This window comes from Bradyrhizobium sp. WYCCWR 13022 (genome assembly GCF_030435535.1).
Taxonomy (GTDB): domain Bacteria; phylum Pseudomonadota; class Alphaproteobacteria; order Rhizobiales; family Xanthobacteraceae; genus Bradyrhizobium.
In genome coordinates this window covers 666,979-690,555 of the sequence record NZ_JAUIZJ010000010.1, presented here as the reverse complement: position 1 = coordinate 690,555, position 23,577 = coordinate 666,979, and the positions used below count along the sequence as shown (strand labels likewise).

The following is a 23,577-nucleotide window of genomic DNA, read 5'->3' as shown; positions in this document are numbered from 1 at the left end:
TCAGGCCGCCAGCTTTGCAAGTGAGCGGAAGCCAGTCTCGGGCGTCCGGAATGGCGGGTAGTGATCGAGATCGGCCTCCATGCGATGGTGCGGCCGGCCATGGAGCTCGAACTCGCCGAGCGAGCGCCAATGCATGTGCTGGAACAGCAGTGCGTTCTGACTTTGCACATTGGCGAGGAAGCGCCGGCAGCCGCGTGCATGCGCGGAGGAGACGGCAAGCCGGATCAGGCCGGCGCCGACCGCGCTGAGCCGGCGGTAGCCCTTTTCGACGGCGAGGCGGGAGCCCCACCACACATCTGCTTCGTGCTCATCAGTATGGATGCGCACGGTGCCAACCACCTCATCCTCGGCCACACCGAGCAGCGACACGGCCACGAGCGGAATGGCGACATCGTCGACCGCGTCACGATCATCGGCGGTAAACACACCCTGCTCCTCGCAGAAGACCCTGCGACGCAGGGCTGCGGCGGCGGCCCGCTCCCAGGCTTCGGTTGCGAACTTCACCTGGAATTCCGGCGCAACGAACGGTTTGAACGGCTCGAACATCATGCGCTTGCTCCGCGTTCGTAAGTGGACAAGGCCGAGCAGGCACCGCATTTGCCGCAGCCTGCCTTGATGTCGCTGGCGCGCAGGCCACCTACGCGCAACATGTCGGCGAGCGGACGCAGGATCTCGTGCATGAACGCCGCAGACGGTGTCGGATGGCTCTCCAACGGCGTGCCGGCAATCGGTACGAATGGCACGACGAAGGGATAGACGCCAATATCGATCAGCCGACGCGACAGTGCGAGAATCTCGGACGGTTCGTCGCCGAGGCCGGCCAGGATATAGGTCGAAACCTGACCGCGGCCGAAGACCGGGACGGCCGCTTCGAACGCATCCATATATTGCTCGACCTGCACCTGTGCCTTGCCCGGCATGATCCTTTGCCGCACGGCGGGCCCGATCACCTCCAGATGCATGCCGAGCGCGTCGACGCCCGAATCCTTCATACGCTGGAACCAGGCATAATCGTCCGGCGGCTCGCATTGCACCTGGATCGGCAGGTCGACGGCGGCTTTGACGGCCTGCGCGCTCTCCGTAAGGATGCCGGCGCCGCGATCGGAGGTGTGCGGCGTGCCCGTCGTCATCACCATGTGCCTGACACCGTCGAGCTCGACGGCCGCCTGAGCGACTTCGGCGAGCTGGGCCGGCGTTTTGCGCTCGACCGTACGTCCTGCCGCCAGCGACTGGCCAATAGCGCAGAACTGACAAGTCTTGGTGCGGCTCTGGTAGCGAATGCAGGTCTGCAGCACGGTGGTGGCGAGAACATCGCGGCCGTGCAGGGTCGCAAGCTTCCAATAGGGAATGCCGTCCGCGGTGGTGCGGTCGTAGAATTTGGGACGCAACGGAAACGAGACGTCAGCGAGCACGACGCCGTCGCGCGAGATGCGGCTGCGCCCGGCTTCATCCAGACGTTCGACGAGATAGGGGCTCTCGAAGGCCGGTGCGTTGTGGACCGGAATCATCACGGTGGCGCCGTCGATCGTGAACGGCGTGTGATCTGACGGCCCGGCGCCGCCACGGCGGCTCGTGCCCCCGGTCTTGGGATCAGCGAGCCGGACCCCGAAGGACTGCAACTCGTTGATCAGCTGCTCGGTCGGCATCGCCATAGGTTGCTGCATCTGCGGTCTCATCTGATTGGTCTTTCGGAATGGGCGCGAGGCGGTTCGGGTGAAAGCCGTGCATCGGACGCGCGGCCTGGTCGTTCAGCACCAGCGACAACAGCTCCGGCCGGGCGTAGTGGCCAACCGAGTCCATCATTCGTTTGCGCTTGGTGATCAAAGCAAGATCGAGATCGGCGACGAGGATGCCCTCGCCGCTGGTCAGCGGCGGCACCAGGTGGTTGCCTTCGGGAGAGACGACCGCGGTCATGCAGCCGCCGCGCAGGCCCTTGCGCAGACCTTCTTCGGGCGAGACCTTCGCGATCTGCTCCTCGGTCAGCCAGCCGGTGGCGTTGACGACGAAGCATCCGCTTTCCAGCGCATGGTGCCGGATCGTCACCTCGATCTGGTCGGCAAAGATTTGTCCGACCAGCGATCCCGGAAACTGGGCCGCGTGGATTTCCTCGTGCTGGGCCATCAGCGCGTAGCGGGCGAGCGGGTTGTAGTGCTCCCAGCAGGCCAGCGCGCCGACGCGGCCGACCGCGGTCTCGACCACCTTCAGGCCGGCACCATCGCCCTGCCCCCAAATCATGCGCTCGTGGAATGTCGGCGTGATCTTGCGCCTCTTCAGCACGATCGCGCCGTTCGCGTCGAATACGAGCTGGGTGTTGTAAAGCGAGCCATGATCGCGCTCGTTGACGCCGAGCACCACCACCATGCCGTGGCGCTTCGCCGCTTGCGCCACCGCGTCCGGTACGGGACCCGGCACGATGACGGCGTTTTCGTAGAGATGGATATGTTCGGCGCCGCTCAGGACCGGCGGACGGACAAAGGAGAAATACGGGTACCAGGGAACGAACGTCTCCGGAAAAACGGCGAACTGGACTCCCTTGCCGGCCGCTTCCGCGATGGCCGCCAGGATCCGGTCGACCGTTCCGGTCGGCGTCTCCAGATCCGGCGCAATCTGAATCGCGCCAGCCCTGATCGTGCGTTTCGCTGTCACTGTGCTTCTCCCTCGTCCGTCGCGTGAACCAACCGAGGTCAGACGGTCCAGGTGTGGATCATGAAGGCATCGTCCCTGCGGTGAAGCAGGATGAGATCGAGCACATCGAGTGGATTGATCGGCCGGATGCCCGGGATCAGCGACGGTTCGCCATGGCCGTAGAGCGCCTGTAGCGCGAACCGGCAGGCATAGACCTTGCCGCCTTCATCCATGAACTTTGCGAGCTGGTTGTTGAAGTTCTGCGCGCCGGGGAAGGCTTCGTCGCCGATCTTCGGAAAGCCGCGCTGAATGCCGAGCGTGACACCGGGACCGTAAAGCAGAACCGAGGTCTCGAACCCCTTCCGCTTCAGGCGCAGCGCCTGGAGAATATTGACGAGGCCGATTGAACCCTCGAAGGCGACGGTGTGGAAGGTGACCAGCGCCTTCTCACCCGGCTTTGCTTTGACGTCCTCGAAAACCTTCTCTTCATAGTCAACAAGAAAGTCGCCCTTCTGACGCGCGGGCATGTTCACTGCTGGCATAGACACCTCCTGTTCACGTCCGGCCTCCCGGATCGAGATCAGGTTTTGCAATCAATGTGCCAGACGACGTTCTGCACTCCAAATCATCAAACCATACAATTTGCATTCAAGTATCCAGTCATTGTTGAATGGAGACCTGACTGGATTTGGATATGCGCGCGCAATGCCCGAAAAATGGTGCCTGAAATTACTGGGCAACGCGCTCGATCGGTGTGCAACGCGCTCTGGCGGAACATCCTCTCACGACGTCAAAACTGCGCGACGCAATTGCCTCGATGCCTGCAACAATATACAGTCAATTCTACTGACGTAACTTGACGGAACTGAGCAATGGCCGACTGGCGACCCGATCTCTCGAACAGCGACAAGCCGCGCTATCTCGCGATCGCAGACGCGATCGCCGACGATATCGCCGCCGGACGGCTTGTGATCGGCGACCGATTGCCGCCACAGCGGAAGCTCGCCAAGCGCCTCGATGTCGATTTCACCACGGTTGCACGCGGTTATGTCGAGGCTCAGAAGCGCGGGCTGATTGAATCCAAGGTCGGACAGGGAACCTTTGTTCGCGACAAGCCGCGGCCGCGTCGCTCGGCGACAATCTTTCCGCCCCGCCCCGTCGATTTGTCGATGAACCTGCCGCCCGAGCCTGATGATCCCGAATTGATCGAGCGGATGCAGGCCGGCGCCGAGCATGTGTTGCGCGACGTCGTATCGCTGCTGCGCTACCAGGGTTTTGGCGGCACGCAGGCCGACAAGGATGCCGCCTCGAGCTGGCTCGGCCGCCGCGCGCTGGTCCCGGCACAGAATCGCATCTTTGTCTCGCCGGGAGCTCATCCGGCGCTGCTCGGCATCCTCTCGATCCTCGCGAAGGCAGGCGAAGTCGTGCTGTGCGAGACCATCACCTATCCCGGGATCAGGTCGATCGCCGCACAGCTCGGCATTACGCTCGTCGGCCTGCCAATGGATGAGGATGGCATCGAGCCGCAGGCGCTGACCGATGCCTGCAAGAGGCTGAAGCCCAAGGCGATCTACCTCAATCCGACGCTGCAAAATCCGACGACGCTGACGATTCCGGATTCGCGGCGGCGCGAGATCGTCGCGATCGCACGACGCTTCAAGCTGCTGATCATCGAGGACGATGCCTATGGTTTCATTCCCGAGCACGGCCACGGCCATGCGCCCTTCGCTGCGATCGCACCCGATCTGACCTGGCACGTCGCAGGACTGGCAAAATGCATCGGCGCGGGCTTGCGCACCGCTTACGTCGTCGTGCCCGACACGCGCTCGGCCTGGCCGTTTGCCTCGGCGCTCCGCTCAGCGACCGTGATGGCATCCCCCCTCACCGTGGCGATCGCGACGCGCTGGATCGAAGACGGCACCGCAGACACGATGCTGCGATTCATCCGCGCAGAGACGACGGCGCGGCAAAAGCTTGCCGCCGAAATCCTGCCCAAGGGCTCCTATCGCGGCGATCCCCTCAGTTTCAATTTGTGGGTTCCGCTGCCGACGCCCTGGAGGCGCTCGGCTTTCGTGGAGCATATGCGGCAGACCGGCGTCGGCGTCGTCGCAAGCGACGCCTTTGTCGTGAGCGATCCACCGCCGGAGGCCGTCAGGGTCTGCATCTGCGGTCCTTCAACGCGGGCACAGATCAGATCTGCGCTCGAATACGCCGCTCACGCGCTGGCCGAAACGCCGGCCCTGGCGTCGCCGTTTCTCTGATGGAGCGACGTCAGCTCGTGACACGTTCGCCGCGCCCGTAGACCAGCAGCATGAAGATGATGACGAGCCCGTAGATCACCTGGCGGCCGGCCTCGGGCATGTCCATGATCGACAGCACGCTGTTGAGCAGCACGATCAGCACGACGCCGATCAGCGTGCCGAGATAGCGGCCGCGGCCGCCGAGGATGTTGGTGCCGCCGATCACGACCGCCGCGATCGACGGCAGCAGATAGGCATCGCCCATGCCCTGATAGGCCTTGGTGGAGTAGCCGGCGAGGAGGACGCCCGCGAGCGCGGCGGCAAGACCGCAGAGCACGAAGCAGACCACGGTGATGCGGCGGGTGTCGACGCCGGCAAGATAGGCGGCCGCCTCCTTGTTGCCGATGGCGTAGACGTAACGCCCGAGCGCCGTGCGCTGGAGGATGATGGCCACGAGCACCGACACGGCGGCCCACACGAACAGCGCGTTGGGGATGCCGAGCGTGCGGTCACCCGCGAGCATCCGCATCAGATCAGTGGCCGCGGTCTGCGGGGCGTAGCCGCCGGTATGCGCGACCATCAAGCCGCGCATCACCGCGTTGACGCCGAGGGTGAAGATCATCGAGGGCACGCGCAGATACGCAACCCCGATGCCGTTGATGAGGCCGACCAGCAGCCCGACGCCGAGGCCGACCGGAATGGCGAGCGGCCCGCCGATCGACGTCGCCATCATCGCGGCCGCGGCGAGCGTCCACGGCACCGACAAATCGATCTGCGCGATCAGGATCACCATCATCATCCCGGCGGCAACGATGCCGAGGAAGGCGCCGATCTGGAGCTGCTGCAGCAAGTAGGTCGGCGACAACAGCGGCGCGCTGCCGAAGCGGGCAAAGGTGTAGACCGTGCCGGCGACGAGGATGACGAGAATGAACAGCGCCGCGATCAGGATCGGGCGGTCGTCGCGGGAGAGTCCGAGGGACGCAGTCGTCATCGGAACAGCTCCAGCGTGTTCTTGACGCGCAGCACGCCGAGGGCACCGATGCTGACCGCCGCCAGCAGGATCAGGCCCTCGAACAGCGGCTGCAACAGCGGCGCGATGTCGAAGATGCGGAAGAAGAACGAGATGACGCGCAGCACCATGGCGCCGAAGATCGAGCCGATCGCGCTGCCGGTCCCCCCTAACAGCGAGGTCCCACCGATGACCACGGAGGCAATGGAGTTGAGCGTATAGGCGCCGGCCTGCGGAATGTCGGCATTGCCCGAGGACGTCTGGATGGCGAGGAACAGGCCGCCGCAGCCGGCGAAGAAACCGGCAAGCGTGAAGGCCGCGATCTTGGCGCGCTCGATCGGAAGACCCGACATGTAGGCGGCGCCTTCGGCCGAGCCGACCGCGTAGACGGCGCGGCCAATCACGGAGCGGCGGAACGGCACCCAGACCAGCAGCGCGATCAGGATCAGCAGCACGAAAGGCACCGGGATCCAGGCGACCGGCGCAAACCAGCTCGCGGCGCCGTCATCGAAGATATGAACGGTCGCGGCGAAGTCGCCGAGCGAGTTGGTCAGCGCCCAGTTGAGATCGTCGTCGATCTTGCCGCCAGGCGTCGGCCGCAGGAACAGCGCGATGCCGATATAGACCGCGCCGGTCGCCAGCGTCGCGATGATCGGCTGGATGCGTCCATAGACGACGACGCAGCCATTGACGAAGCCCGCCAATGCGCCGATCGCAAGGCACACGACGATGCCGAGCAGGATGCCGTTCACTCCGCCGGGAAAGGTGCCGAGGCCGAATTGCAGGCCGAAGATGTCGAGATGCAGCGGCGTTCCGCCCGCCGCCCCCGTGAGTAGATAGCTTGCGAAGCAGCCCACCATGGTCATGACGGCGCCGACGGAGAGATCGAGTCCCGACGCCAGCACCGGAACGGTCTGGGCCATCGCCAGCATGGCGAGCGCAAAGATCTCGTCGCCGTTCTGCACCAGAACCGCCGACGAGAATCCCTTGGGGTGCGCCAGGTTGTAAAGCAGATAGAGAACGGAGAACAACAGGACGGCGGTGACGATGCCGATGTTCTGGCGAACCCTGATGGCGATATCGTCAAGCATGGGCGGCTCCGGGAGCATCCGGCGCCGCCGCGTCGATGTTCAGCGCGCTCGCGATGATGTTGGTCTCGGTGAGTTCGTCGCCCTGGAGCTCGCGCACGATGCGCCCATCATACATGATCGCCACCCGGTCGCAGCAGCCGATGAGCTCGTCGTAGTCGGTCGAGTAGAACAGGATGGCCGCGCCCTGGTCGGCGAGCTCGCGCATCAGCCGGTAGAGCTCCTGCTTGGTGCCGACGTCGATGCCGCGGGTGGGATCGTTGAGCAGGATGAGCTTGGGGTCGGTCATCAGCCATTTGGCGAGAACGACCTTCTGCTGGTTGCCGCCGGAGAGCGTCGAGACCGCATCTCCGGGCGCACCGATCTTGATCTGCAGCCGCGCGATCGCGCGCTTGATCGCCTCGTTCTCTCGGGCGCGATCGACCAGAGGTCCGGTCGAGATCGCGTCGAGCGAGGCGATCACGAGATTGTCCGCGATCGACATCGGCAGCATCAGGCCCTCGGTCTTGCGATCCTCCGGCACCAGCGCGATGCCGACCGACTTCGCCGCCGCCGGCGATGCCGGACGCACCTCGCGGCCCTCGACGGTGATTTGCCCGGAGACGCCACGCAGCACACCGAACAGCGCCAGCAGCAGGGACTTTTGCCCCTGGCCGTCGAGCCCGCCGAGGCCGACGATCTCGCCGGCGCCGACGCGCAGCGAGATGCGATCGAGATGCCGATCCCAGCTCAAATTCTCGATATCGAGCACCGCCTTGGGCGATCCGCGCGCGGGCTTGGGCGGATATTGGGCCGCGATATCGCGCCCGATCATGAGCTGGACGATATCGGCGGTGGAGCGCCTTCCCTTGTCGAAGGTCTCGATATGGCGGCCGTTGCGGAACACCGAGGCACGGTCGGCGAGCGCCTCGACCTCGTGCATGCGATGCGAAATGTAGAGAATGGCAACGCCTTCGGCCTTGAGCCGCGCCAGCATGGCGTACACCTTCTCGACGTCGGCGCTGGTGAGGGCCGATGTGGCCTCATCCAGGATCAAGAGCTGCGGCTTCTTGCCGAGCGCCTTGGCGATCTCCACCACCTGGCGGCGCGACAACGGCAGGTCGCGCACGCGCATCAGGGGATTGACGTCCTCGCAGCCGATCTCGGCCAGCAGCTGCTCGGCGCGGCGGCGCTGCGCCCGCGCGTCGATGAGGCCGAAGCGGCGCGGCGGCGACGAGATCGAGATGTTGTCCGCGACCGAAAGGTCGGGCATCAGCGACAATTCCTGGAAGATGCAGACGACGCCGGCTGCGTTGGCCGCGGACGGTGTCGCAAAGTGCACTTCGGATCCGCCGAGCCGCATGGTGCCGGCATCGGGCTGGACGACGCCGGCGATGATCTTGATCAGCGTCGACTTGCCGGCGCCGTTCTCGCCGAGCACCGCGTGGATCTTGCCGCGCTCGCAGGCGAAGTCGACGCCTTCGAGCGCGCGCACGCCGGCGTAACGCTTGGAGATTCCTGACAGCGTGAGGAAGGCAGATTGGGTCAGGGCGGCATCCGGCATGGCACACTCACGCAGCGGCGGCCCGGCGATGGCCGGGCCGCGACGGTGACGTCTCCAGTGCGCTCACTGGGTGTTCTTCTCGCTCTGCGACATGATCTCCGGCGCCGTGAAGTTGACGCCGCAGGGGGTGAACTGGTTCGGCGCGAAGAAGTTGGCGTTGAGGTCCGGCCAGTAATTGGTGCCGGGCTTCAAATCCTTGTACGTCGCGACCGGGATCGGGATCGAGATCAGCTGCGGCATGACGTTGCCCTGCAACGCGGAGATCGCCGCCTTGGTGGCGATGGCGACCAGTGCCGGGGACTGGCCGTAGGACATGCCCTTGAGCCCGTCCTTGGCGTGCTCGGCGATCTGCTTGCGGTACTCGTTCTCGCCCTCGCCCGACATCGGCACGAAGGGGTGCTTCGCCGCCATCAACGCCTGAACGGTGCCGTCGGAGCCACCTTGCGTGAACACGCCATCGAAATGGCCGTGCACGGCGAGTGCGTCCGCCGTCACCTTCTGCGAGGTGCCGGTGTCCCAATTGCCGACCACTTCGGTGATCTTGAAGCTGTTGCCCGGCGCTTCCATCACCTCGCGGAAGCCGAGGTGGCGGTCACGGTCGACCGAATTGCCCGGCAGGCCGCGGACCTCGAGAATGTCGCCGCTCTTCTTGCCGCTTTCGTCGATGAGCCACTTCGCCGACATGCGGCCCATTTCCTTCTGGTCCTCGTTGACCATCATCACCTTGTCGGTGTCGAGGATGTTGTCGAAGGGCACCACGACCACGTTGTTCTTGTCGGCGAGGCGGATGATCCGGTCGAAGCCGTCAGGCGCCACCGCGATGGTGACGATGGCGTCGAAGCCCTGATTGATGAAATCCTCCATGGCGCCGAGTTGCGCTGCAACATCGGTGCCGGTCGAGACGACCTTGAACTCCTTGATGTTCTCCTTGATGCCCGGCTGCGCGGCGAAGGCCTTCGCGGTCTTCACCATCTGGATGCGCCAGGTGTTGCCGACGAAGCCGTTGACGAGGGCGATCTTGTAGGGTCCGGGCTTCTTGGCCCATTGGAAGAACTTGGTCTGGGACGACCAGGGCTTGAAGCATGCGGGATCGGCGCCCGGACCAGACACGACCTTGGGCCCTGCGAAGGCGCTGACCGAAGACAGCAACAGGCCAACGCAAGCGAGCCCCGTAAAACGAAGCGTCCACACCATATCACTTCTCCTGAGCTTTTGTGTTCCACCCTTAACGCGGCCCAATGGCCAAGCCGGGAATTGACCTTCCCGTGCAATTTGCCCCGCTAGGATGCCACGCAACCTCCGATGCGCACAAGCCGAATGCCTGTCATGAGGCCTGTCCCGCTGCGAACGCGTGGAGCAAAGCCATCACATCTGCGGGAGATGATCCTTCGGTCGCGACGAGGCCGGAAACACACGCGCGCGACAATCGGATGGTCGCGTCCGATCTGATGCAGCGCAATCGAATGATTGCGAACCAAAGGACGGCGCAGCGCAAAAGAATGACACTCAGGGGAAAATGCCGACACGATCATGATCGGCTGCGCGCCCGAATTGCCTGGTGCGGCGCATGTTGACTTTCGTGCACGCCCTCCAAATACTCGCCAAAAAATAAACCAGTCGCAAACGACTGATTGGAGGGAGGGATAGGATGCCGACTTCACGCAGGCAGCTGCTGAAGGGTACGGCGGCTGCCGCCGCCACGCTCAGCCTCGATTGGACCCGGGCCCAGGCGCAAGCCGAGAATTTGCGCATCGGCCTGATCTACGATCTCACCGGACCGTTCGCCGCGGGCGGCTCGGTCGCTTCCTCGATCGGCGCACAGATCGCCATCGACCTCGTCAACGAGAAGGGCGGCATTGGCGGCAAGACCAAGATCGTGTCCGTCCCCGCCGACTCCCAGAGCAAGGCGGACGTTGCCATCAACGAGGCCGAGCGCCTGATCAGCCAGGAGAAGATCGACATCATCAACGGCGTCTATTCCAGCGCACATGCCGTGCCGATGGCGGCCAAGGTCGAGCAGCAGAAGAAGATCCTCTGGATCACGACCGCGGTGTCGACCGCCGTGTTCAAGGACAAGAACCTGCAATATGTGTTTCGCGCGCAGATCCATTCCGACCAGTACGGCCAGGCGTTTGTCGGCTTCCTCGCCGAGCACGCCAAGGGCAAGCTGGGCATGGAGCCGAAAGAGGTCAAAGTCGCGCTGATCCACGAGGACGGGCCCTACGGCGTCGGCGTCGCCGCCGCTGACGAAGCCTATGCCAAGGAAGCCGGTCTTCAGATCGTGCTGAAGGAGGGCTATTCGGCATCGGCTCCCGATCTTTCGGTGCTCGTGACCAAGCTCAAGCGCGCCAAGGCCGACGTGATCTCGCATGCCGGATACAACCCCGACATCACCCTGCTGCTGCGGCAGGCGCGCGAGAGCGGGCTGCGCTTCAAGATGCTGTTTGGCAACGGCGCCGGCTACAGCCAGCTCGACAAGCTGCGGGCGACCTTCGGCACCGACATCGACAATTTCTGCAACATCGATCCGGTGCCGGCGCAGTTGCTCGATCCGTCGAAGCTTGCGCCCGGCTTGGGCGACCTGATCAAGACCATGGTCACGCGCTACCAGGCCAAGACCGGCGCGACCGACGTGCCGCCGCACTGCTCGATGGGGTTCAATCAGACCTGGGTCTTGCTCAACAACGTGTTGCCTGTCGCAAAGGAGAAGTACGGCAGCTTCGACCCGGAGGCCATCCGCAAGGCCGCGCTCGACGTCGACATCCCGCCCGGCGGCACCATCCAGGGCTATGGCGTGAAGTTCTTCCCGCCGGGCACGCCGCTCTCAGGCCAGAACGAGCGCTCGACGCCGGTGGTGATGCAGAACGCGGGCGAGCATATCTCCGTGGTGTGGCCGACGAACATTCGGACACAGGACCCGGTGTTTCCGCTGCCGAAGGGATCGACTTACGGAGCCTAGCTAACTGAAATCGGGCTGCCCGCGCAGCCACGACGCATCCTCTCTCCGCGTGAGAGAGGATGGTCACCGGCGGCAGGTGATTGGCGTGGTGCAGACAGCGATCGTTCGTCGCGTTGTAGCTGCCCCCCGATGCATCCAGAGATCACTATTTTCGCGTCTTGGTTGGATCTTCGGTCGCCGGGCAACTCAAGCTGGCTGCGACACCAGGTCTTTTTGAAACAAAAGCTTTCGAAAGTGTGATCTGGTTAACTAGCTCCGCGTCGTTTCGTACATACAAGCCTATCAGCCAATCGCTGACGGCTTTGGCACAACCGCCAAACCGGCTCGCATTTCGAATGCCGTCCAGCGCGGATCAGATATTCTCGGAACGCGAATTCCACCGATGGGGGTGACGATGCCCGCCATTTTCGAGCTGCTCTACAAGGAATTCTGCCGTGCCCGTCTTGCCGAGATGCGCAAGCAGCTTCTGCTCACGGAAAAACATCCCAAAGCCTTTCTGCCGGACGAGGATCCCGCCGATCCGGATGGGATGGACGAGCAACACCAGGCCGAATTGAAGCGCGGACGGGAATAATCGCGTCGCGGCAGCAGTATTTTGGAAAGGCCATCCGTTTTCAGGAGGCAACATTGAACAGACCCGAATTCTATGTTGCGTCGATTGCCTGCCTCTCCTGCCTGACCATCGTCGTGATGATGGCTGTCGGAGCCTGGTAGGTGGCAGGATCGGCAGCAGCGCGCGCGTCGGCGTCCTACAACACCACCCGCCGCCCCTCTTCCGCGGCCCAATAGCCGGCGTAGTTGACCTTGATCGTCTCGTAGGCCAGCGCGAGGTCCGACAGCGGTTGCCGTCCGGTCGCCGCACACTCCATGAAATCCTGGATCTCCTGGAGATAGCCGCGCGTCCATTCCTCTTCGAGGCAGACATATTGCCAGCCGGTTTTGCGGTCGACCTTCTCGGTGATGTAGACGGAGGCGAGTTTCTCCTCTGACGTCTGGTAGCTCATCAGATGATTGTTCGGCGTGATGTTGGCGAACAGCGAGCCGCCTGACGTGTAGGTCTCGATCAGATTGCGCACGCCGCCCATGATCATGTCGCCGGAGAACACGCTGGCCTTGGTGCCGTCGGAAAACGTCGCGGTCAGCGTGCCCCAATCCTCGACATCGACGGGATTGGCCTTGATGTAGGTGCGCTCCTCCGGCTTGAGGACGGCGGTGACGTTGCCGACATCGCCGGTGACGCTGGCGACATGGATTTTCTCCCCTCGCGCGCGCGCCTCGACCTGCTTGAGATGGAGCACCGCCGAGAGCGGATGACAGCCCATCCGGATCAGCGAGCCGCCGCCGGTCATCGCCCATTGCGCGGCATGCGCGGCGTGCGATCCGGAATGGCTCTCCTCGCCCTTCATGAACAGGATTTTGTCTTTTGTCGCTTTCAGGATCTCCGCGGTCTTGGTCACGGCAGGTGCGTAGATCCAGTCCTCGGCATACATGAAAAGTTTGCCGGTACGCTCGATCGCCGCGCGCGTCCGGTCCATCTCCTCGATCAGGCGCTCATACATCAGCGCCTTCGGCACGTGCTTGCCGATCGGCTGCTTGTCGCCCTCGCGGCCGAAATAGCCGGCAAAGGGCTTTTCGCAGATGACGTGCTTGCCGGCCTGCATGCCGGCGACGATCATCCCTGCGTGAAGATTGGGCGGCGTACAGATGTCGATGACGTCGAGATCGCGGTCCGCGATCAATCCCGCAAAGCTGCGATAGACGCGCGGAATGTTGTGGCGCGCGGCGAATTCGACCACGTGGTCGCCGCGCGCGGCAACCGCGGCGACCTCGACGTCCACGCCATAGACGCGCCGGAACGCATACATATGCAGTTCCGACACGAATCCGCAGCCGACAAGTCCGACCCTGATCCTGGCCATAACGCCCCCCTGATTGGGACGGCACTATAGCGCGAGGGCAGAGCTATTCCACCGAGACCCGCACCACGCCGGCGCTCATCATGCCGAGCGCACGGGCAGCAGGCACCGAGAGATCGACGATGCGGCCGCGGATGAAGGGTCCGCGATCATTGACGCGGCATTGAATCGTCCGCCCGCTATAGGAGACCTTGAGCATGCTGCCGAACGGGCGCGTCCGGTGCGCACAGGTCAACTCGCCGTTTTTCGCGGCTTTGCCGTATCCATAATATGAGGCAAGTCCGCTTTCGGCGTGGGCGACGGAAAATGCAGAAAGCGAGAAAGTGGTCAGACAAAACAAGAGTGTCGGTTGCGCTCGCACGGCACCGCTCCCGGTTAGCCCTGCCCCGCGTCGCAACGCTGTCCGGTTCCCGAAGGTTCCGGTAACATGCCGGGCAATGCCCGACATGGCCTTCACACATTGTTACCGTTTGTGAAGGTGCAGATGCGCTTCGAATCTCACCGGCGCGCAGCCGCGAACGCGGAATCAAACGCCGTGATCGTGCTCACGCATTTTGCTTGCATGAGCCTGATCGTGTGGCTCTCGCTCGATCTCCCGAACGCCGCTCAGGCTTCGGCCATCACCAATAGCGGCGGTAGTAGTGACGGTAATGGGGCCGGTAGTAGCCGTAGCGATAGCCGTAATACGGACGGTAGGGCCGATAGTACCTGGGATAGACCGGCCCATAGCCATAGCCGTAATAGGCGGGTGCGTAACCGTAGCCGTAACCCGGATAGCCGTAGCCATAATACGGCCCGCCGCCATAATAGCCGTAAGGCGCGCCGGCGATGGCGCTGCCGATGATGGCACCCGCTGCAAAACCGCCGAGGCCCCAGCCCCAGCCGCCGCCCCGCCAATGCACCTGCGTGACCTCATCGCCGGCTGCAGCCTTCATGGACGCAACATTGGTCGGCATCGGCGCTGCTGTCGCCTGCCCGACCTGACCGGTCATGACCCCGACCGTCAGCGAGCAGGCAATCGCCGTTTTCCAGATACTCATCGTCTTACTCCCTGTCTGACGTTTCGTTCGGTAAAGGATCGCATGCCATGATCTTGCATCCTTGCGTCAAGTCAAAGCCTCGAATTTCGCGTGCAGCGCACAAGACCGCCGTGCATGCTTCAAATATGACCGGCGGACGACCACGACGGATGGGCGCCGGCGCCGCGGCAAAGCGTTAAGCTTCCCATGCGTTCGCAACCAACAAGCACCTTCCCGATTTACTATTCGTGCCGTTACTATCGGTTCCAATGGTGCGCGGCCGGAAGGCATTTCGCGAAGGCCTCCTGGGTTGCGCCAGAATTTGGCTTGCGCCGGACGAGTGGGAGGATGACATGAGTGCCGCCGGAAATGAACCGCTTGCCCGCCAGGCTTTGGCGTTTGTCCTGGCCGGCGGTCGCGGCAGCCGGCTGCTGGAATTGACCGACCGGCGTGCCAAGCCCGCGGTCTATTTCGGCGGCAAATCCCGCATCATCGATTTCGCGCTGTCGAACGCGGTCAACTCCGGCATCCGCCGCATCGCTGTCGCCACCCAATACAAGGCGCACAGCCTGATCCGGCATCTCCAGATGGGCTGGAACTTCTTCCGCCCCGAACGCAACGAGAGCTTCGACATCCTGCCCGCGAGCCAGCGCGTTTCGGAGAGCATGTGGTATGTCGGCACGGCGGATGCGATCTACCAGAACATCGACATCATCGAGTCGCACAATGCCCGCTTCATCGTGGTGCTTGCCGGCGACCACATCTACAAGATGGACTACGAGGTGATGCTGCGCCAGCACGTCGACAGCGGCGCCGACGTCACCGTCGGCTGCCTCGAAATGCCGCGCGCGGAATGCTCGGGCTTCGGCATCATGCATATCGACGAGACCGGCTGGATCCAGCAGTTTCTGGAGAAGCCCAAGGATCCGCCGCCGATGCCGGGCAAGCCCGATGTCTCGCTCGCCAGCATGGGTATCTACGTGTTCGATGCGAAATTCCTGTTCGATCAGTTGAAGCGCGACGCCGAGGATACGAACTCCAGTCACGATTTCGGCAAGGACATCATCCCCTACATCGTCAAGAACGGCCGCGCCCTGGCGCACCAGTTCTCGACCTCCTGCGTTCGTTCCGGCGACGACCCCCGCTCCTATTGGCGCGACGTCGGCACGGTCGACGCCTATTGGGCCGCCAATATCGATTTGACCGACGTGGTGCCCGAGCTCGACCTGTTCGACCGCGCCTGGCCGATCTGGTCCTATGCGGAGATCACGCCACCCGCGAAATTCGTCCATGACGAGGAGAGCCGGCGCGGCCAGGCCGTGAGTTCGCTGGTGTCGGGCGGCTGCATCATCTCCGGCGCCTCGCTGCGCCGCTCGCTGCTGTTCACCGGCGTGCGCATCAACTCCTATGCCAATGTCGAGAACGCCGTGATCATGCCCTATGTCAATGTCGGGCGCGGCGCGCGGTTGAAGAACGTCGTGATCGACCGCGGCGTCGAGATCCCCGAAGGCCTCGTGGTCGGCGAGGATCCGGAACTCGACGCCAAGCGCTTCCGCACCACCGAGCAGGGCATCTCGCTGATCACCCAGGCGATGATCGACAGGCTCAATACATGACGCCTGTTCGCGTCCTCGCGGTCGCCTCTGAAGTCTATCCCATCGTCAAGACCGGCGGTCTCGCTGATGTCGCCGGTGCGCTGCCAGTTGCGCTGAAGGCGCATGGCGTCGAGATGCGCACGCTGATGCCGGGCTATCCTGATGTGATCCGGCGGCTTTCGGGTGCGGAGGAAGTCCGGCGCTGGCCGGATTATTTCGGCGGCCCAGGCCGCCTGCTTGCGGGCTCGCACGACGGGCTCGATCTGTTCGTGCTCGACGCGCCGCATCTCTATGCACGGCCCGGCAATCCTTACGTTACCGCCGAGGGCGTCGACTGGCCCGACAACGGCGTGCGTTTCGCGGCGCTGTCGCGCGTCGCGGCCGATATCGGCCACGGTCTCGTTCCAGCCTTCGTGCCCGACATCGTGCACGCCCATGACTGGCAGGCCGGACTCGCACCGGCCTATCTGCACTATGACGGCGGGCCGCGGCCGGGCACGGTGATGACCATTCACAACATGGCCTATCAGGGCAAGTTCGACCGCGCGCTGGCTGGCGCGATCGGCCTGCCGCACGATGCCTCGTTCGACGTCCACGGCCTCGAATATTTCGGCGGCATCAGCTTCCTGAAGGCCGGCCTGCAACTGGCCGATCGCATCACCACGGTGTCGCCGACCTACGCGCATGAAATCCAGAGCGACGAAGGCGGCATGGGGCTCGGCGGCCTGCTGCGCGAGCGCGCGAGCGTGCTGAGCGGCATCCTCAACGGCATCGACACCGACGTCTGGAATCCGCAAACCGACGCGCATATCGCCTATCGTTTCGGCGCGCAGGACCTCACGTTTCGAGCCGCGAATAAGGCGGTGCTCCAGCAGCAATTCAATCTCGATTCCTCGGACGAGGCGCCGCTGCTCGGCGTCATCAGCCGGCTGTCATGGCAGAAGGGGCTCGACCTGCTGCTCGAAGCGATCCCGACGATCCTGGAGCAGGGCATGCAGCTTGCGCTGCTCGGCAGCGGCGACCGCGATCTCCAGGATCGCTATCAGGCCGCCGCGCGCGCCAATCCCGGCCGCATCGGGGTCATGATCGGCTATGACGAGATTCTCGCGCATCTGATCCAGGCCGGCTCCGACGCGCTGCTCGTGCCCTCGCGGTTCGAGCCGTGCGGCCTCACCCAGCTCTGCGCGCTGCGCTACGGCGCCGTCCCCATCGTCTCCCGAGTCGGTGGGCTCGAGGACACCATCGTCGACATCGGCGAGACCGGTCGTGACCCCACCGGTTTCAAATTCGGTCCGGTGACCGCAGACGCTTTCGCCGGCACGCTGCGGAAAGCCAATGCCGCCTTCCACAACAAGGCGATTTGGCGGCGGCTGCAATTGAGCGGCCTTGCGGCCGACGTGTCCTGGCGCCACCGCGCCGGCGAGTACGCGGCGCTGTATCGCAGCCTGATGGCGTCGCGCGGCAGGTGAGATTGTCCCTCTCCCCTTGTGGGAGAGGGTGGCTCGCCGCATCGCGGCGAGACGGGTGAGGGGTATCTCCCCGCGAGTCCAACTCTCATTTGAGATAGCGGATAGATACCCCTCATCCGGCGCTTCGCGCCACCTTCTCCCACAAGGGGAGAAGGAAGAGATCATTCACCCAAACACGTACGACGCCATCGCGACGCTTGCGACCTCGTCGACGAAGACGCGCTTGCCGACGTCGCTGCCGGCGGCGCCTGCAGCGACCATCAACGGCAACAGATGGTCCTCGCGCGGATGGGCGAGACGTGCGCTCGGCGCATTCTCCCAATCGACCAGCATCGCGTTGCGGCGCGCCGCGTCGGGATTGCTGATCGCCTCGTTCAGATAGGCCTCGAAATCATACGAGACAGGCTTGGACTCCGCCCGGCCGAAACCGCGCATGTTGTGATAGGTGAGCCCGCTGCCGACGATCAGAATGCCTTCGTCGCGCAGCGATGCGATCGCCTGCCCGACCTTGATGTGCTCGGCGGCATCGTAGCTCGACTTCAGCGACAGCAGCACGATCGGCATGTCGGCATTCGGGTACATCAGGCCGAGCGGCACGAAGGTGCCGTGGTCAAAACCCTGGTTGGGGTCTTCCCGGCAATCGAGGCCGACGTGCTCGAGCAGCGCCCTCACCTCCGCGGCCAGCTCGGGCTGTCCCGGCGCCGCGTACTTGATGTGATAGGTATGCTCGGGGAAACCGTAATAGTCGTACACCATCGGCGGATGCGCCGAGGTCGACACGGTGAAGGCGTCGGCCTCCCAATGGCCGGTGATGACCAGCACCGCCTTCGGTCTTTCAGGGAGAAGCTGCGGCAGCCGGCCGAACTCCGCGGCGGTCTTGGCATATTGCACCCGCCGGTCCTCCATGAAGGGCCAGGGGCCGCCGCCATGGGACAAGAACAAGGTCGGAAATCGCGTCATGGTGCCGGCTCGCCTCGAAGACATCCGTGCGCGGATCAGACGCCCGCGCACTTCGCGGCGAGCATAGGCAAACCGGTATGGTTAGCAAGTCGTTAACGATTTACCGCCCACAATCTCGCCGTGGCCGCAGGAATCGGCCAGAAGACAAGCGGGACGTAGAATGAAGAAGTTTGCGCTGGGGGACGTCGTCAACTCTGACAAGGGCCGCCGCGGTGTCGTTCGCGCCGCCTACCGCTCGAAGGAAGGCCAGCAGTTCTATGCCGTCGAGAAGGACGGCGCGATGGACTATCTGGAAGAAGAGCGCCTGACCCCGGCGCCGCGCGTCGAACTCGCGGCCTAGCTCCAACTCACTTCCCGATGCCGCGCGCGAACCGGTCCAGACGCTCCGTCAAGGGGTCGTCGCCGCTCGCGGTGCGATCGTTTGCGATCAGCAGCAGATGGTCGCGGTCCGCAGCCGCATCCCAATGCGGCAGCTCCGCGCCGTTGGGATCGCCGTTCTTCGCGAAGTTGATCCAATAGGCCCGCATGCGGTTTGCGACCTCGCGATCCCGCCGCGAGAAGATGCCCGCGCCCGGCACGCCCTCCACGCCGAAGATGAACTGCAACTCGCGCCCGTGGCCCTCGTCGGGATTGCCGCGCCGGGCTTCCGGCACATAGGCGAAGCGGTAGCGGTAGGTCGGCGCGCCGGTTGCGGCATGAAGCCGGGCGAGCATCCGCACAGGCTCGGAAAAAACGTTGTCGGTGTAGAAGCTCGCCGCAACGTCGGACGGCCTCCTGGTGTCAGGATAGAGCTTGCGCAGCTGGTCAATGCTCTCGGTCGAAGATGACAGCGCCTCCTTGACCTCCAGCTCGCTGTCGAAGCGGGTCTCGTCGTCATTCGAGCCGATGATCAGGGGAATGCGGCTTTCATGCCCGGCGGCAAATCCCGCGGCGATGTCTTCCGTCACCAGCTTTCCGTCCATCGCCGGCACGAAACTGCGCGACGATTTTTCCAGCAGCTTTCTTTCGGCGGCAAGCAGACGCGCCGGTTCGATGGCGCGCAAATCTGCCGTCTTCCCAATCGCGGCGACAAACTGCTGGCCTGCGGCCTTGGCTTCCTGCGACGACGGCAGGCGCGCGCGGCCGGGCAGCGATTGCAGAATTGCCTTCTGAAAGAGGTCGCGCGATTGGGCGCACAGCATCAGCAGCGCGATCGATGTCGCGCCGGCCCCGTTGCCGAACAGCGTCACGTTGCTCGCATCGCCGCCGAAGGCCGCGACGTTGTCGTGCACCCAGCGCAGCGCCGTGACCAGGTCCATCAGGCCGAAATTGCCGGAGCCATCGTCCAGCAGCGCGGGATGCGCGAGCCAGCCGAGCGCGCCGAGCCGATAGTTCACGGTCACGACGATGAGGCCCGCTTGCGCAAGCCTCGAGCCGTCGAACAACGGGTCGTTGGCCGTGCCACGGACGAAGCCGCCACCATGGACGAAGACCATCACCGGAAGCGGCCCGTCGACGCCGAAGGGACGAAACACGTTGAGCGTGAGGCAATCCTCGCGCGCGGCCGGCAGCGATGGCTGGAGGCAAGGCGCGCCGTAGTCGTAAGCCATGCTCATCTCCGAACTCTCGGGCAGGGCCTGCGGCGCACGCCAGCGCAGGCTGCCGACCGGGGGCGCGGCATAAGCGAGCCCCTTGAAGGAGGCCACCTCGCCCTGGACCGCGCCGAGCATCTGGCCTTCGCGCGTCAATGCAAATGGAAATTGGCCGACCGCCTGGGCGGCGGCGGAGCCGGTGCAGAGCAATGCAAGAGCTGCAATGAGCGCAAGCGGGGATCGCATCTTCTAGGGATCTCGATGCGCGGAAATGATCTCCCCGACAGGTTACGTCTGCGACGCGCGAAGAGGCAAGCGCTGTCGTGAACGCTAGCTCCCCTTCGCAATGATCTCCGCGAGCGCACGCCGCGCGATGATGCCGAGCTCGCCGAGCGTGGAGTGGCCGGACTGCGCCGCCTCGATCAGGCGTTCGGCGATGAACCTGCGGCTGTCGTGGTCGCCGCCATGCGGCAATTGACGGCACGTCTCCTCCAGGACGACGTCCATGTTGGCTTTGGTTCGCTCACTCAACTCTGTCATGACGCCCGGTCGGTCGCTACGCGTGGCTAGTAATCGCAAGCATACACAGGCGGATCGTCCATGATTAGCCCGGGCAATCACGGCCATTGTGCATCGCGATGCGTGCTTTCAAACCGCGTTCGCGCCGCCACGATGATGCCGCAAACGGACTACCGAAGATTGCACCTGCTCTAATGACAAGCCGAGCCTGCGGGACTAGCCTGCCGGCTAAACAAAAGGCACGGGAGGAATGCCATGCCTGACGCAATGGTCGCCGCACGTGAGTCCAAGGCGGCGAGTGGAACCGTCCAGCAGGTCGATGTTGCCGTGGTCGGCGCGGGATTTGCCGGCCTCTATCTTCTCCATCGCCTGCGCAAGGCCGGCCTCTCCGCCGTCGGTCTCGAAGAGGCCGGCGATGTCGGCGGCACCTGGTACTGGAACCGTTATCCCGGCGCGCGCTGCGATATCCAGACCATCGACTACAGCTACACGTTCGATCCGGAGCTCGACACGCTCTGGACCTGGTCGGAGAAATACGCGACGCAACCGGAGATCCTGCGCTATCTCGGCTTCGTCGCCGATCGCTATGATCTGCGCCGCGACATCCGCTTCAGGACCAAGGTCACCGAGGCCCGATGGGACGAGCAGGCCGAGCGCTGGCAGCTCAGCACCGACAACGGCGCGCCGGTCTCCTGCCGCCATTACATCATGGCCACCGGCTGTCTCTCGGCGCCAAAGCCGCCGGAGATCGACGGCGTCAAGGATTTCAAGGGCGCGATCTATTTCACCGGACGCTGGCCGCATGACGGCGTCAATCTCGCAGGCAAACGCGTCGCCGTGATCGGCACCGGTTCGTCGGGCATTCAATCGATCCCCCTGATCGCCGAGCAGGCCGCACATCTGACGGTGTTCCAGCGCACGCCGAATTTCGCGCTGCCCGCGCATAACGGCCCGTCGCCTGCGGATCGCAGGGACCTGTTCCAGAGCGACCGCGCCGCCTATCGCGAGCAGGCGCGCCAGTCGATGACCGGCGTGCCCTATCCGCAGCAAACCGTCGTGAGCTGGCAGCTCAGCGATGCCGAGCGTCGTGAGCGGTTCGAACGCGCCTGGGCGGCGGGCGACCTCGTCCACATCCTGACGCAGCTCTGGGCCGACCAGGGCGTCGATGCCGGCGGCAACAAGATCGTCCAGGACCTGATCCGCGAAAAGATCTCGGCGGCGGTGAAGGATCCTGAGACGGCGGCCGCGCTGATGCCGCACGACCATCCGTTCGGCGCCAAGCGTCCCTGCCTCGATACCAACTATTACGCGACCTACAACCGGCCGAACGTCACGCTGGTCAATCTGCGCCAGGAGCCGATCAAGGCGATCACCGCGGGTGGCATCACCACGGGCAAGCGAAACGTCGATGTCGACGTCATCGTGTTCGCGACCGGCTTCGACGCCATGACCGGCGCGATCCGCGCCGTGCATCCGATCACGGGGCGCGGCGGCAAGTCGCTCACCGACGTCTGGGCGCAGGGGCCGCAGAGCTATCTCGGTCTCACGGTCGAGGGCTTCCCGAACTTCTTCATGATCACGGGGCCCGGCAGCCCGTCGGTGCTGTCGAACATGGCGGTCTCGATCGAGCAGCATGTCGACTGGGTCGTCGACCGCATCAAAGCCTTGCGCGATGCCGGCTTCACCACGATCGAGCCGACCGAGACGGCGCAGGCCGGCTGGGGCAGGCACATGGCGGACTGCTCGATGCTGACGCTGCATCGGCTCGCCAACACCTGGTACACGGGCGCCAACGTGCCCGGCAAGGTGCAGGGCCTGATGCCCTATACCGGCGGCGTCGGTCCCTATCGCAGCATCTGCGACGAGGTCACCAGCCGCGGCATGCTCGGCTTCAGGCTCACCGGCCCAAACGTCGCCACACAATGCAATGACGGCGAGGTGGTGCGGCTGCAGCCGGACGTACGGCTGGTGCTGAACCTGCTGGCGTCGCTGAACCTGCCGCCGATCGAGTCGATGGGTGCGGCCGGCGCGCGCGCCTTCGTGGGCGAGTTCAACAAGGCCCGCCCTGCGGGACGGTTGATCGGCGAGATCGTCGACGGCACCCTGCCCGGCGCCGACGGCCCGCTGCCTTATCGTGTCTACAAGCCGGCGACGCCGGGACCGCATCAGGTCGTGGTCTATTTCCACGGCGGCGGCTGGGTGCTCGGCGACGAGCAGTCGGACGAGCCGTTCTGCCGCGACATGGTGCGGCGGACCGGCATGACCTTCGTCAGCGTCGGCTATCGCCACGCGCCGGAGCATCGCTTCCCTGCCGCGGCCGAGGACGGCTATGCGGCGACGCGCTGGATCTCGGAGCATCTGGCCGAGCTCGGCGGCATCCAGGGCCCTGTGCTGGTCGCGGGCTGGAGCGCCGGCGGCAACATCGCCGCCGTCACTTGCCAGCTCGCGCGCGACCGCGGCGGGCCGGAGATATCGGGCCAGCTGCTGGTGTGCCCGGTCACCGACTGCAGCTTCGATCGCCCGTCCTACAACGACAACGCGGTCAGCTACTTCCTGACGCGCTCGCTGATGTACTGGTTCTGGGACCTCTACTGCTCGCCCGATGACCGCACCGATCCGCGCGTCTCGCCGCTGCGCGGCAAGGTCGAAAGGTTACCGCCGGCCTTCGTGGTCACCTGCGAGTTCGATCCGCTGCGCGACGAGGGCATCGCCTATGCCGAGGCGATGGCCGCCGCCGGCGTCCCGGTCGAGCAACTCAAAGCGCACGGCCATTTCCACTCGTCCTTTACGATGGTCGATGTGGTGATCACGGGCGTCCAGGGCCGGACGCAGATGGCCGAAGCGCTGCGGCGCTTTGCAGGGCTGCCGCCGGAGGTCAGCCGCGGCGACGAGACCGGCCACGGCCATGCGAGCCCAGGGCACAAGATCGCGGCGGCCGCGAGTTGAGTTGCCATCGGCCGGGAACTTTTTCCCGGCCGGCGCGTTCTCACGACCTGGCATTGAGATGCAGATGGGTCATGGGCCCTGGCACGCCGGCTTTGCGTGCCGGGGTCCTTTTTGCGTG

21 protein-coding genes are annotated in these 23,577 nt (G+C 64.4%); 7 read left to right on the top strand and 14 right to left on the bottom strand.

Annotation, left to right across the window (positions count from 1 at the left end):
* Genes QY049_RS18940 through QY049_RS18925 form a run of 4 tightly spaced genes read right to left on the bottom strand, consistent with a single transcriptional unit; the run spans position 1 to position 3,167 of the window.
* The gene (locus QY049_RS18940) at positions 1-549 is read right to left on the bottom strand and encodes an MSMEG_0567/Sll0786 family nitrogen starvation N-acetyltransferase (protein WP_258765867.1); all 549 of its coding nucleotides are present in this window, start codon (positions 547-549) and stop codon (positions 1-3) included.
* Positions 546-1,664 carry an MSMEG_0568 family radical SAM protein gene (locus QY049_RS18935; protein WP_301269829.1) on the bottom strand — a complete coding sequence of 373 codons (1,119 nt, stop codon included), beginning with the start codon at positions 1,662-1,664 and terminating at the stop codon, positions 546-548. The genes QY049_RS18940 and QY049_RS18935 overlap by 4 nt, the downstream gene beginning before the upstream one ends.
* Complete coding sequence (locus tag QY049_RS18930) at positions 1,591-2,646, bottom strand: Nit6803 family nitrilase (RefSeq protein WP_301269828.1); 1,056 nt, start codon at positions 2,644-2,646, stop codon at positions 1,591-1,593. Before QY049_RS18930 ends, QY049_RS18935 begins: the two co-directional genes overlap by 74 nt.
* 38 nt (positions 2,647-2,684) lie before the next feature.
* Positions 2,685-3,167 (bottom strand): MSMEG_0572/Sll0783 family nitrogen starvation response protein, encoded by a 483-nt coding sequence (locus tag QY049_RS18925; RefSeq protein WP_027526573.1) that lies wholly within the window; start codon positions 3,165-3,167, stop codon positions 2,685-2,687.
* 330 nt (positions 3,168-3,497) lie between these two features.
* Here QY049_RS18925 and QY049_RS18920 point away from each other — a divergent pair, with 330 nt between their 5' ends.
* On the top strand, positions 3,498-4,886 hold the full coding sequence (locus tag QY049_RS18920; protein WP_301269827.1) for a PLP-dependent aminotransferase family protein: 1,389 nt from the start codon (positions 3,498-3,500) through the stop codon (positions 4,884-4,886).
* Positions 4,887-4,896: 10 nt separating this feature from the next.
* Here QY049_RS18920 and QY049_RS18915 read toward each other — a convergent pair whose 3' ends face one another.
* The 4 genes from QY049_RS18915 to QY049_RS18900 all read right to left on the bottom strand — a co-directional run bounded on the left by QY049_RS18915 (position 4,897) and on the right by QY049_RS18900 (position 9,699).
* Positions 4,897-5,856, bottom strand: a complete 960-nt coding sequence (locus QY049_RS18915; RefSeq protein WP_194480366.1) for an ABC transporter permease — start codon at positions 5,854-5,856, stop codon at positions 4,897-4,899.
* Positions 5,853-6,965, bottom strand: a complete 1,113-nt coding sequence (locus QY049_RS18910; protein ID WP_258765864.1) for an ABC transporter permease — start codon at positions 6,963-6,965, stop codon at positions 5,853-5,855. Before QY049_RS18910 ends, QY049_RS18915 begins: the two co-directional genes overlap by 4 nt.
* Entirely contained in the window at positions 6,958-8,505 is a 1,548-nt protein-coding gene (locus QY049_RS18905; RefSeq protein ID WP_301269826.1) for a sugar ABC transporter ATP-binding protein, read from the bottom strand. Before QY049_RS18905 ends, QY049_RS18910 begins: the two co-directional genes overlap by 8 nt.
* Positions 8,506-8,568: 63 nt before the next feature.
* Entirely contained in the window at positions 8,569-9,699 is a 1,131-nt protein-coding gene (locus QY049_RS18900) for a sugar ABC transporter substrate-binding protein (RefSeq protein WP_194480362.1), read from the bottom strand.
* Between the two features lie 454 nt (positions 9,700-10,153).
* On the opposite strand from QY049_RS18900, the gene QY049_RS18895 reads away from it, so the two are divergent.
* Together QY049_RS18895 and QY049_RS18890 are read left to right on the top strand one after the other, a co-directional pair.
* A complete protein-coding gene (locus QY049_RS18895) occupies positions 10,154-11,464 on the top strand; it encodes an ABC transporter substrate-binding protein (protein WP_194480360.1) in 1,311 nt (436 codons plus the stop codon).
* Positions 11,465-11,858: 394 nt separating this feature from the next.
* Positions 11,859-12,038, top strand: a complete 180-nt coding sequence (locus QY049_RS18890) for a hypothetical protein (protein ID WP_301269825.1) — start codon at positions 11,859-11,861, stop codon at positions 12,036-12,038.
* A gap of 175 nt (positions 12,039-12,213) precedes the next feature.
* Here the strand turns inward: QY049_RS18890 and QY049_RS18885 are convergent, their stop codons facing one another.
* The 3 genes from QY049_RS18885 to QY049_RS18875 form a co-directional block, all read right to left on the bottom strand.
* Positions 12,214-13,383 carry a Gfo/Idh/MocA family protein gene (locus QY049_RS18885; RefSeq protein WP_301269824.1) on the bottom strand — a complete coding sequence of 390 codons (1,170 nt, stop codon included), beginning with the start codon at positions 13,381-13,383 and terminating at the stop codon, positions 12,214-12,216.
* Positions 13,384-13,426: 43 nt separating this feature from the next.
* The gene (locus QY049_RS18880; RefSeq protein WP_194482625.1) at positions 13,427-13,741 is read right to left on the bottom strand and encodes a septal ring lytic transglycosylase RlpA family protein; all 315 of its coding nucleotides are present in this window, start codon (positions 13,739-13,741) and stop codon (positions 13,427-13,429) included.
* A gap of 259 nt (positions 13,742-14,000) precedes the next feature.
* Positions 14,001-14,420, bottom strand: a complete 420-nt coding sequence (locus QY049_RS18875; RefSeq protein ID WP_194480349.1) for a hypothetical protein — start codon at positions 14,418-14,420, stop codon at positions 14,001-14,003.
* 332 nt (positions 14,421-14,752) lie between these two features.
* On the opposite strand from QY049_RS18875, the gene glgC reads away from it, so the two are divergent.
* Both glgC and glgA read left to right on the top strand, forming a co-directional pair.
* Positions 14,753-16,015 (top strand): glucose-1-phosphate adenylyltransferase, encoded by a 1,263-nt coding sequence (gene glgC / locus QY049_RS18870; protein WP_301269823.1) that lies wholly within the window; start codon positions 14,753-14,755, stop codon positions 16,013-16,015.
* A complete protein-coding gene (gene glgA, locus QY049_RS18865; protein ID WP_301269822.1) occupies positions 16,012-17,463 on the top strand; it encodes a glycogen synthase GlgA in 1,452 nt (483 codons plus the stop codon). The genes glgC and glgA overlap by 4 nt, the downstream gene beginning before the upstream one ends.
* Before the next feature lie 165 nt (positions 17,464-17,628).
* Here glgA and QY049_RS18860 read toward each other — a convergent pair whose 3' ends face one another.
* Entirely contained in the window at positions 17,629-18,423 is a 795-nt protein-coding gene (locus QY049_RS18860; protein ID WP_301269821.1) for a class III extradiol ring-cleavage dioxygenase, read from the bottom strand.
* 160 nt (positions 18,424-18,583) lie between these two features.
* Between QY049_RS18860 and QY049_RS18855 the strand changes: the two genes are divergently transcribed.
* Positions 18,584-18,763 (top strand): hypothetical protein, encoded by a 180-nt coding sequence (locus tag QY049_RS18855; protein WP_209957892.1) that lies wholly within the window; start codon positions 18,584-18,586, stop codon positions 18,761-18,763.
* A 7-nt stretch (positions 18,764-18,770) separates the two neighbouring features.
* Here QY049_RS18855 and QY049_RS18850 read toward each other — a convergent pair whose 3' ends face one another.
* Positions 18,771-20,240 (bottom strand): carboxylesterase/lipase family protein, encoded by a 1,470-nt coding sequence (locus QY049_RS18850; RefSeq protein WP_301269820.1) that lies wholly within the window; start codon positions 20,238-20,240, stop codon positions 18,771-18,773.
* Between the two features lie 84 nt (positions 20,241-20,324).
* A complete protein-coding gene (locus QY049_RS18845; protein ID WP_194480331.1) occupies positions 20,325-20,534 on the bottom strand; it encodes a hypothetical protein in 210 nt (69 codons plus the stop codon).
* A gap of 234 nt (positions 20,535-20,768) precedes the next feature.
* Here QY049_RS18845 and QY049_RS18840 point away from each other — a divergent pair, with 234 nt between their 5' ends.
* Positions 20,769-23,459, top strand: a complete 2,691-nt coding sequence (locus QY049_RS18840; RefSeq protein WP_301269819.1) for an alpha/beta hydrolase fold domain-containing protein — start codon at positions 20,769-20,771, stop codon at positions 23,457-23,459.
* Positions 23,460-23,577: the final 118 nt, after the last annotated feature.

What these genes read in the sequence shown, in the direction of transcription:
- QY049_RS18940 (WP_258765867.1), bottom strand. Translation starts at nt 549, where the DNA reads ATGATGTTCGAGCCGTTCAAACCGTTCGTTGCGCCGGAATTCCAGGTG.
- QY049_RS18935 (WP_301269829.1), bottom strand. Translation starts at nt 1,664, where the DNA reads ATGCAGCAACCTATGGCGATGCCGACCGAGCAGCTGATCAACGAGTTG.
- QY049_RS18925 (WP_027526573.1), bottom strand. Translation starts at nt 3,167, where the DNA reads ATGCCAGCAGTGAACATGCCCGCGCGTCAGAAGGGCGACTTTCTTGTT.
- QY049_RS18920 (WP_301269827.1), top strand. Translation starts at nt 3,498, where the DNA reads ATGGCCGACTGGCGACCCGATCTCTCGAACAGCGACAAGCCGCGCTAT.
- QY049_RS18915 (WP_194480366.1), bottom strand. Translation starts at nt 5,856, where the DNA reads ATGACGACTGCGTCCCTCGGACTCTCCCGCGACGACCGCCCGATCCTG.
- QY049_RS18910 (WP_258765864.1), bottom strand. Translation starts at nt 6,965, where the DNA reads ATGCTTGACGATATCGCCATCAGGGTTCGCCAGAACATCGGCATCGTC.
- QY049_RS18905 (WP_301269826.1), bottom strand. Translation starts at nt 8,505, where the DNA reads ATGCCGGATGCCGCCCTGACCCAATCTGCCTTCCTCACGCTGTCAGGA.
- QY049_RS18900 (WP_194480362.1), bottom strand. Translation starts at nt 9,699, where the DNA reads ATGGTGTGGACGCTTCGTTTTACGGGGCTCGCTTGCGTTGGCCTGTTG.
- QY049_RS18895 (WP_194480360.1), top strand. Translation starts at nt 10,154, where the DNA reads ATGCCGACTTCACGCAGGCAGCTGCTGAAGGGTACGGCGGCTGCCGCC.
- QY049_RS18890 (WP_301269825.1), top strand. Translation starts at nt 11,859, where the DNA reads ATGCCCGCCATTTTCGAGCTGCTCTACAAGGAATTCTGCCGTGCCCGT.
- QY049_RS18885 (WP_301269824.1), bottom strand. Translation starts at nt 13,383, where the DNA reads ATGGCCAGGATCAGGGTCGGACTTGTCGGCTGCGGATTCGTGTCGGAA.
- QY049_RS18875 (WP_194480349.1), bottom strand. Translation starts at nt 14,420, where the DNA reads ATGAGTATCTGGAAAACGGCGATTGCCTGCTCGCTGACGGTCGGGGTC.
- glgC (WP_301269823.1), top strand. Translation starts at nt 14,753, where the DNA reads ATGAGTGCCGCCGGAAATGAACCGCTTGCCCGCCAGGCTTTGGCGTTT.
- glgA (WP_301269822.1), top strand. Translation starts at nt 16,012, where the DNA reads ATGACGCCTGTTCGCGTCCTCGCGGTCGCCTCTGAAGTCTATCCCATC.
- QY049_RS18860 (WP_301269821.1), bottom strand. Translation starts at nt 18,423, where the DNA reads ATGACGCGATTTCCGACCTTGTTCTTGTCCCATGGCGGCGGCCCCTGG.
- QY049_RS18855 (WP_209957892.1), top strand. Translation starts at nt 18,584, where the DNA reads ATGAAGAAGTTTGCGCTGGGGGACGTCGTCAACTCTGACAAGGGCCGC.
- QY049_RS18850 (WP_301269820.1), bottom strand. Translation starts at nt 20,240, where the DNA reads ATGCGATCCCCGCTTGCGCTCATTGCAGCTCTTGCATTGCTCTGCACC.
- QY049_RS18845 (WP_194480331.1), bottom strand. Translation starts at nt 20,534, where the DNA reads ATGACAGAGTTGAGTGAGCGAACCAAAGCCAACATGGACGTCGTCCTG.
- QY049_RS18840 (WP_301269819.1), top strand. Translation starts at nt 20,769, where the DNA reads ATGCCTGACGCAATGGTCGCCGCACGTGAGTCCAAGGCGGCGAGTGGA.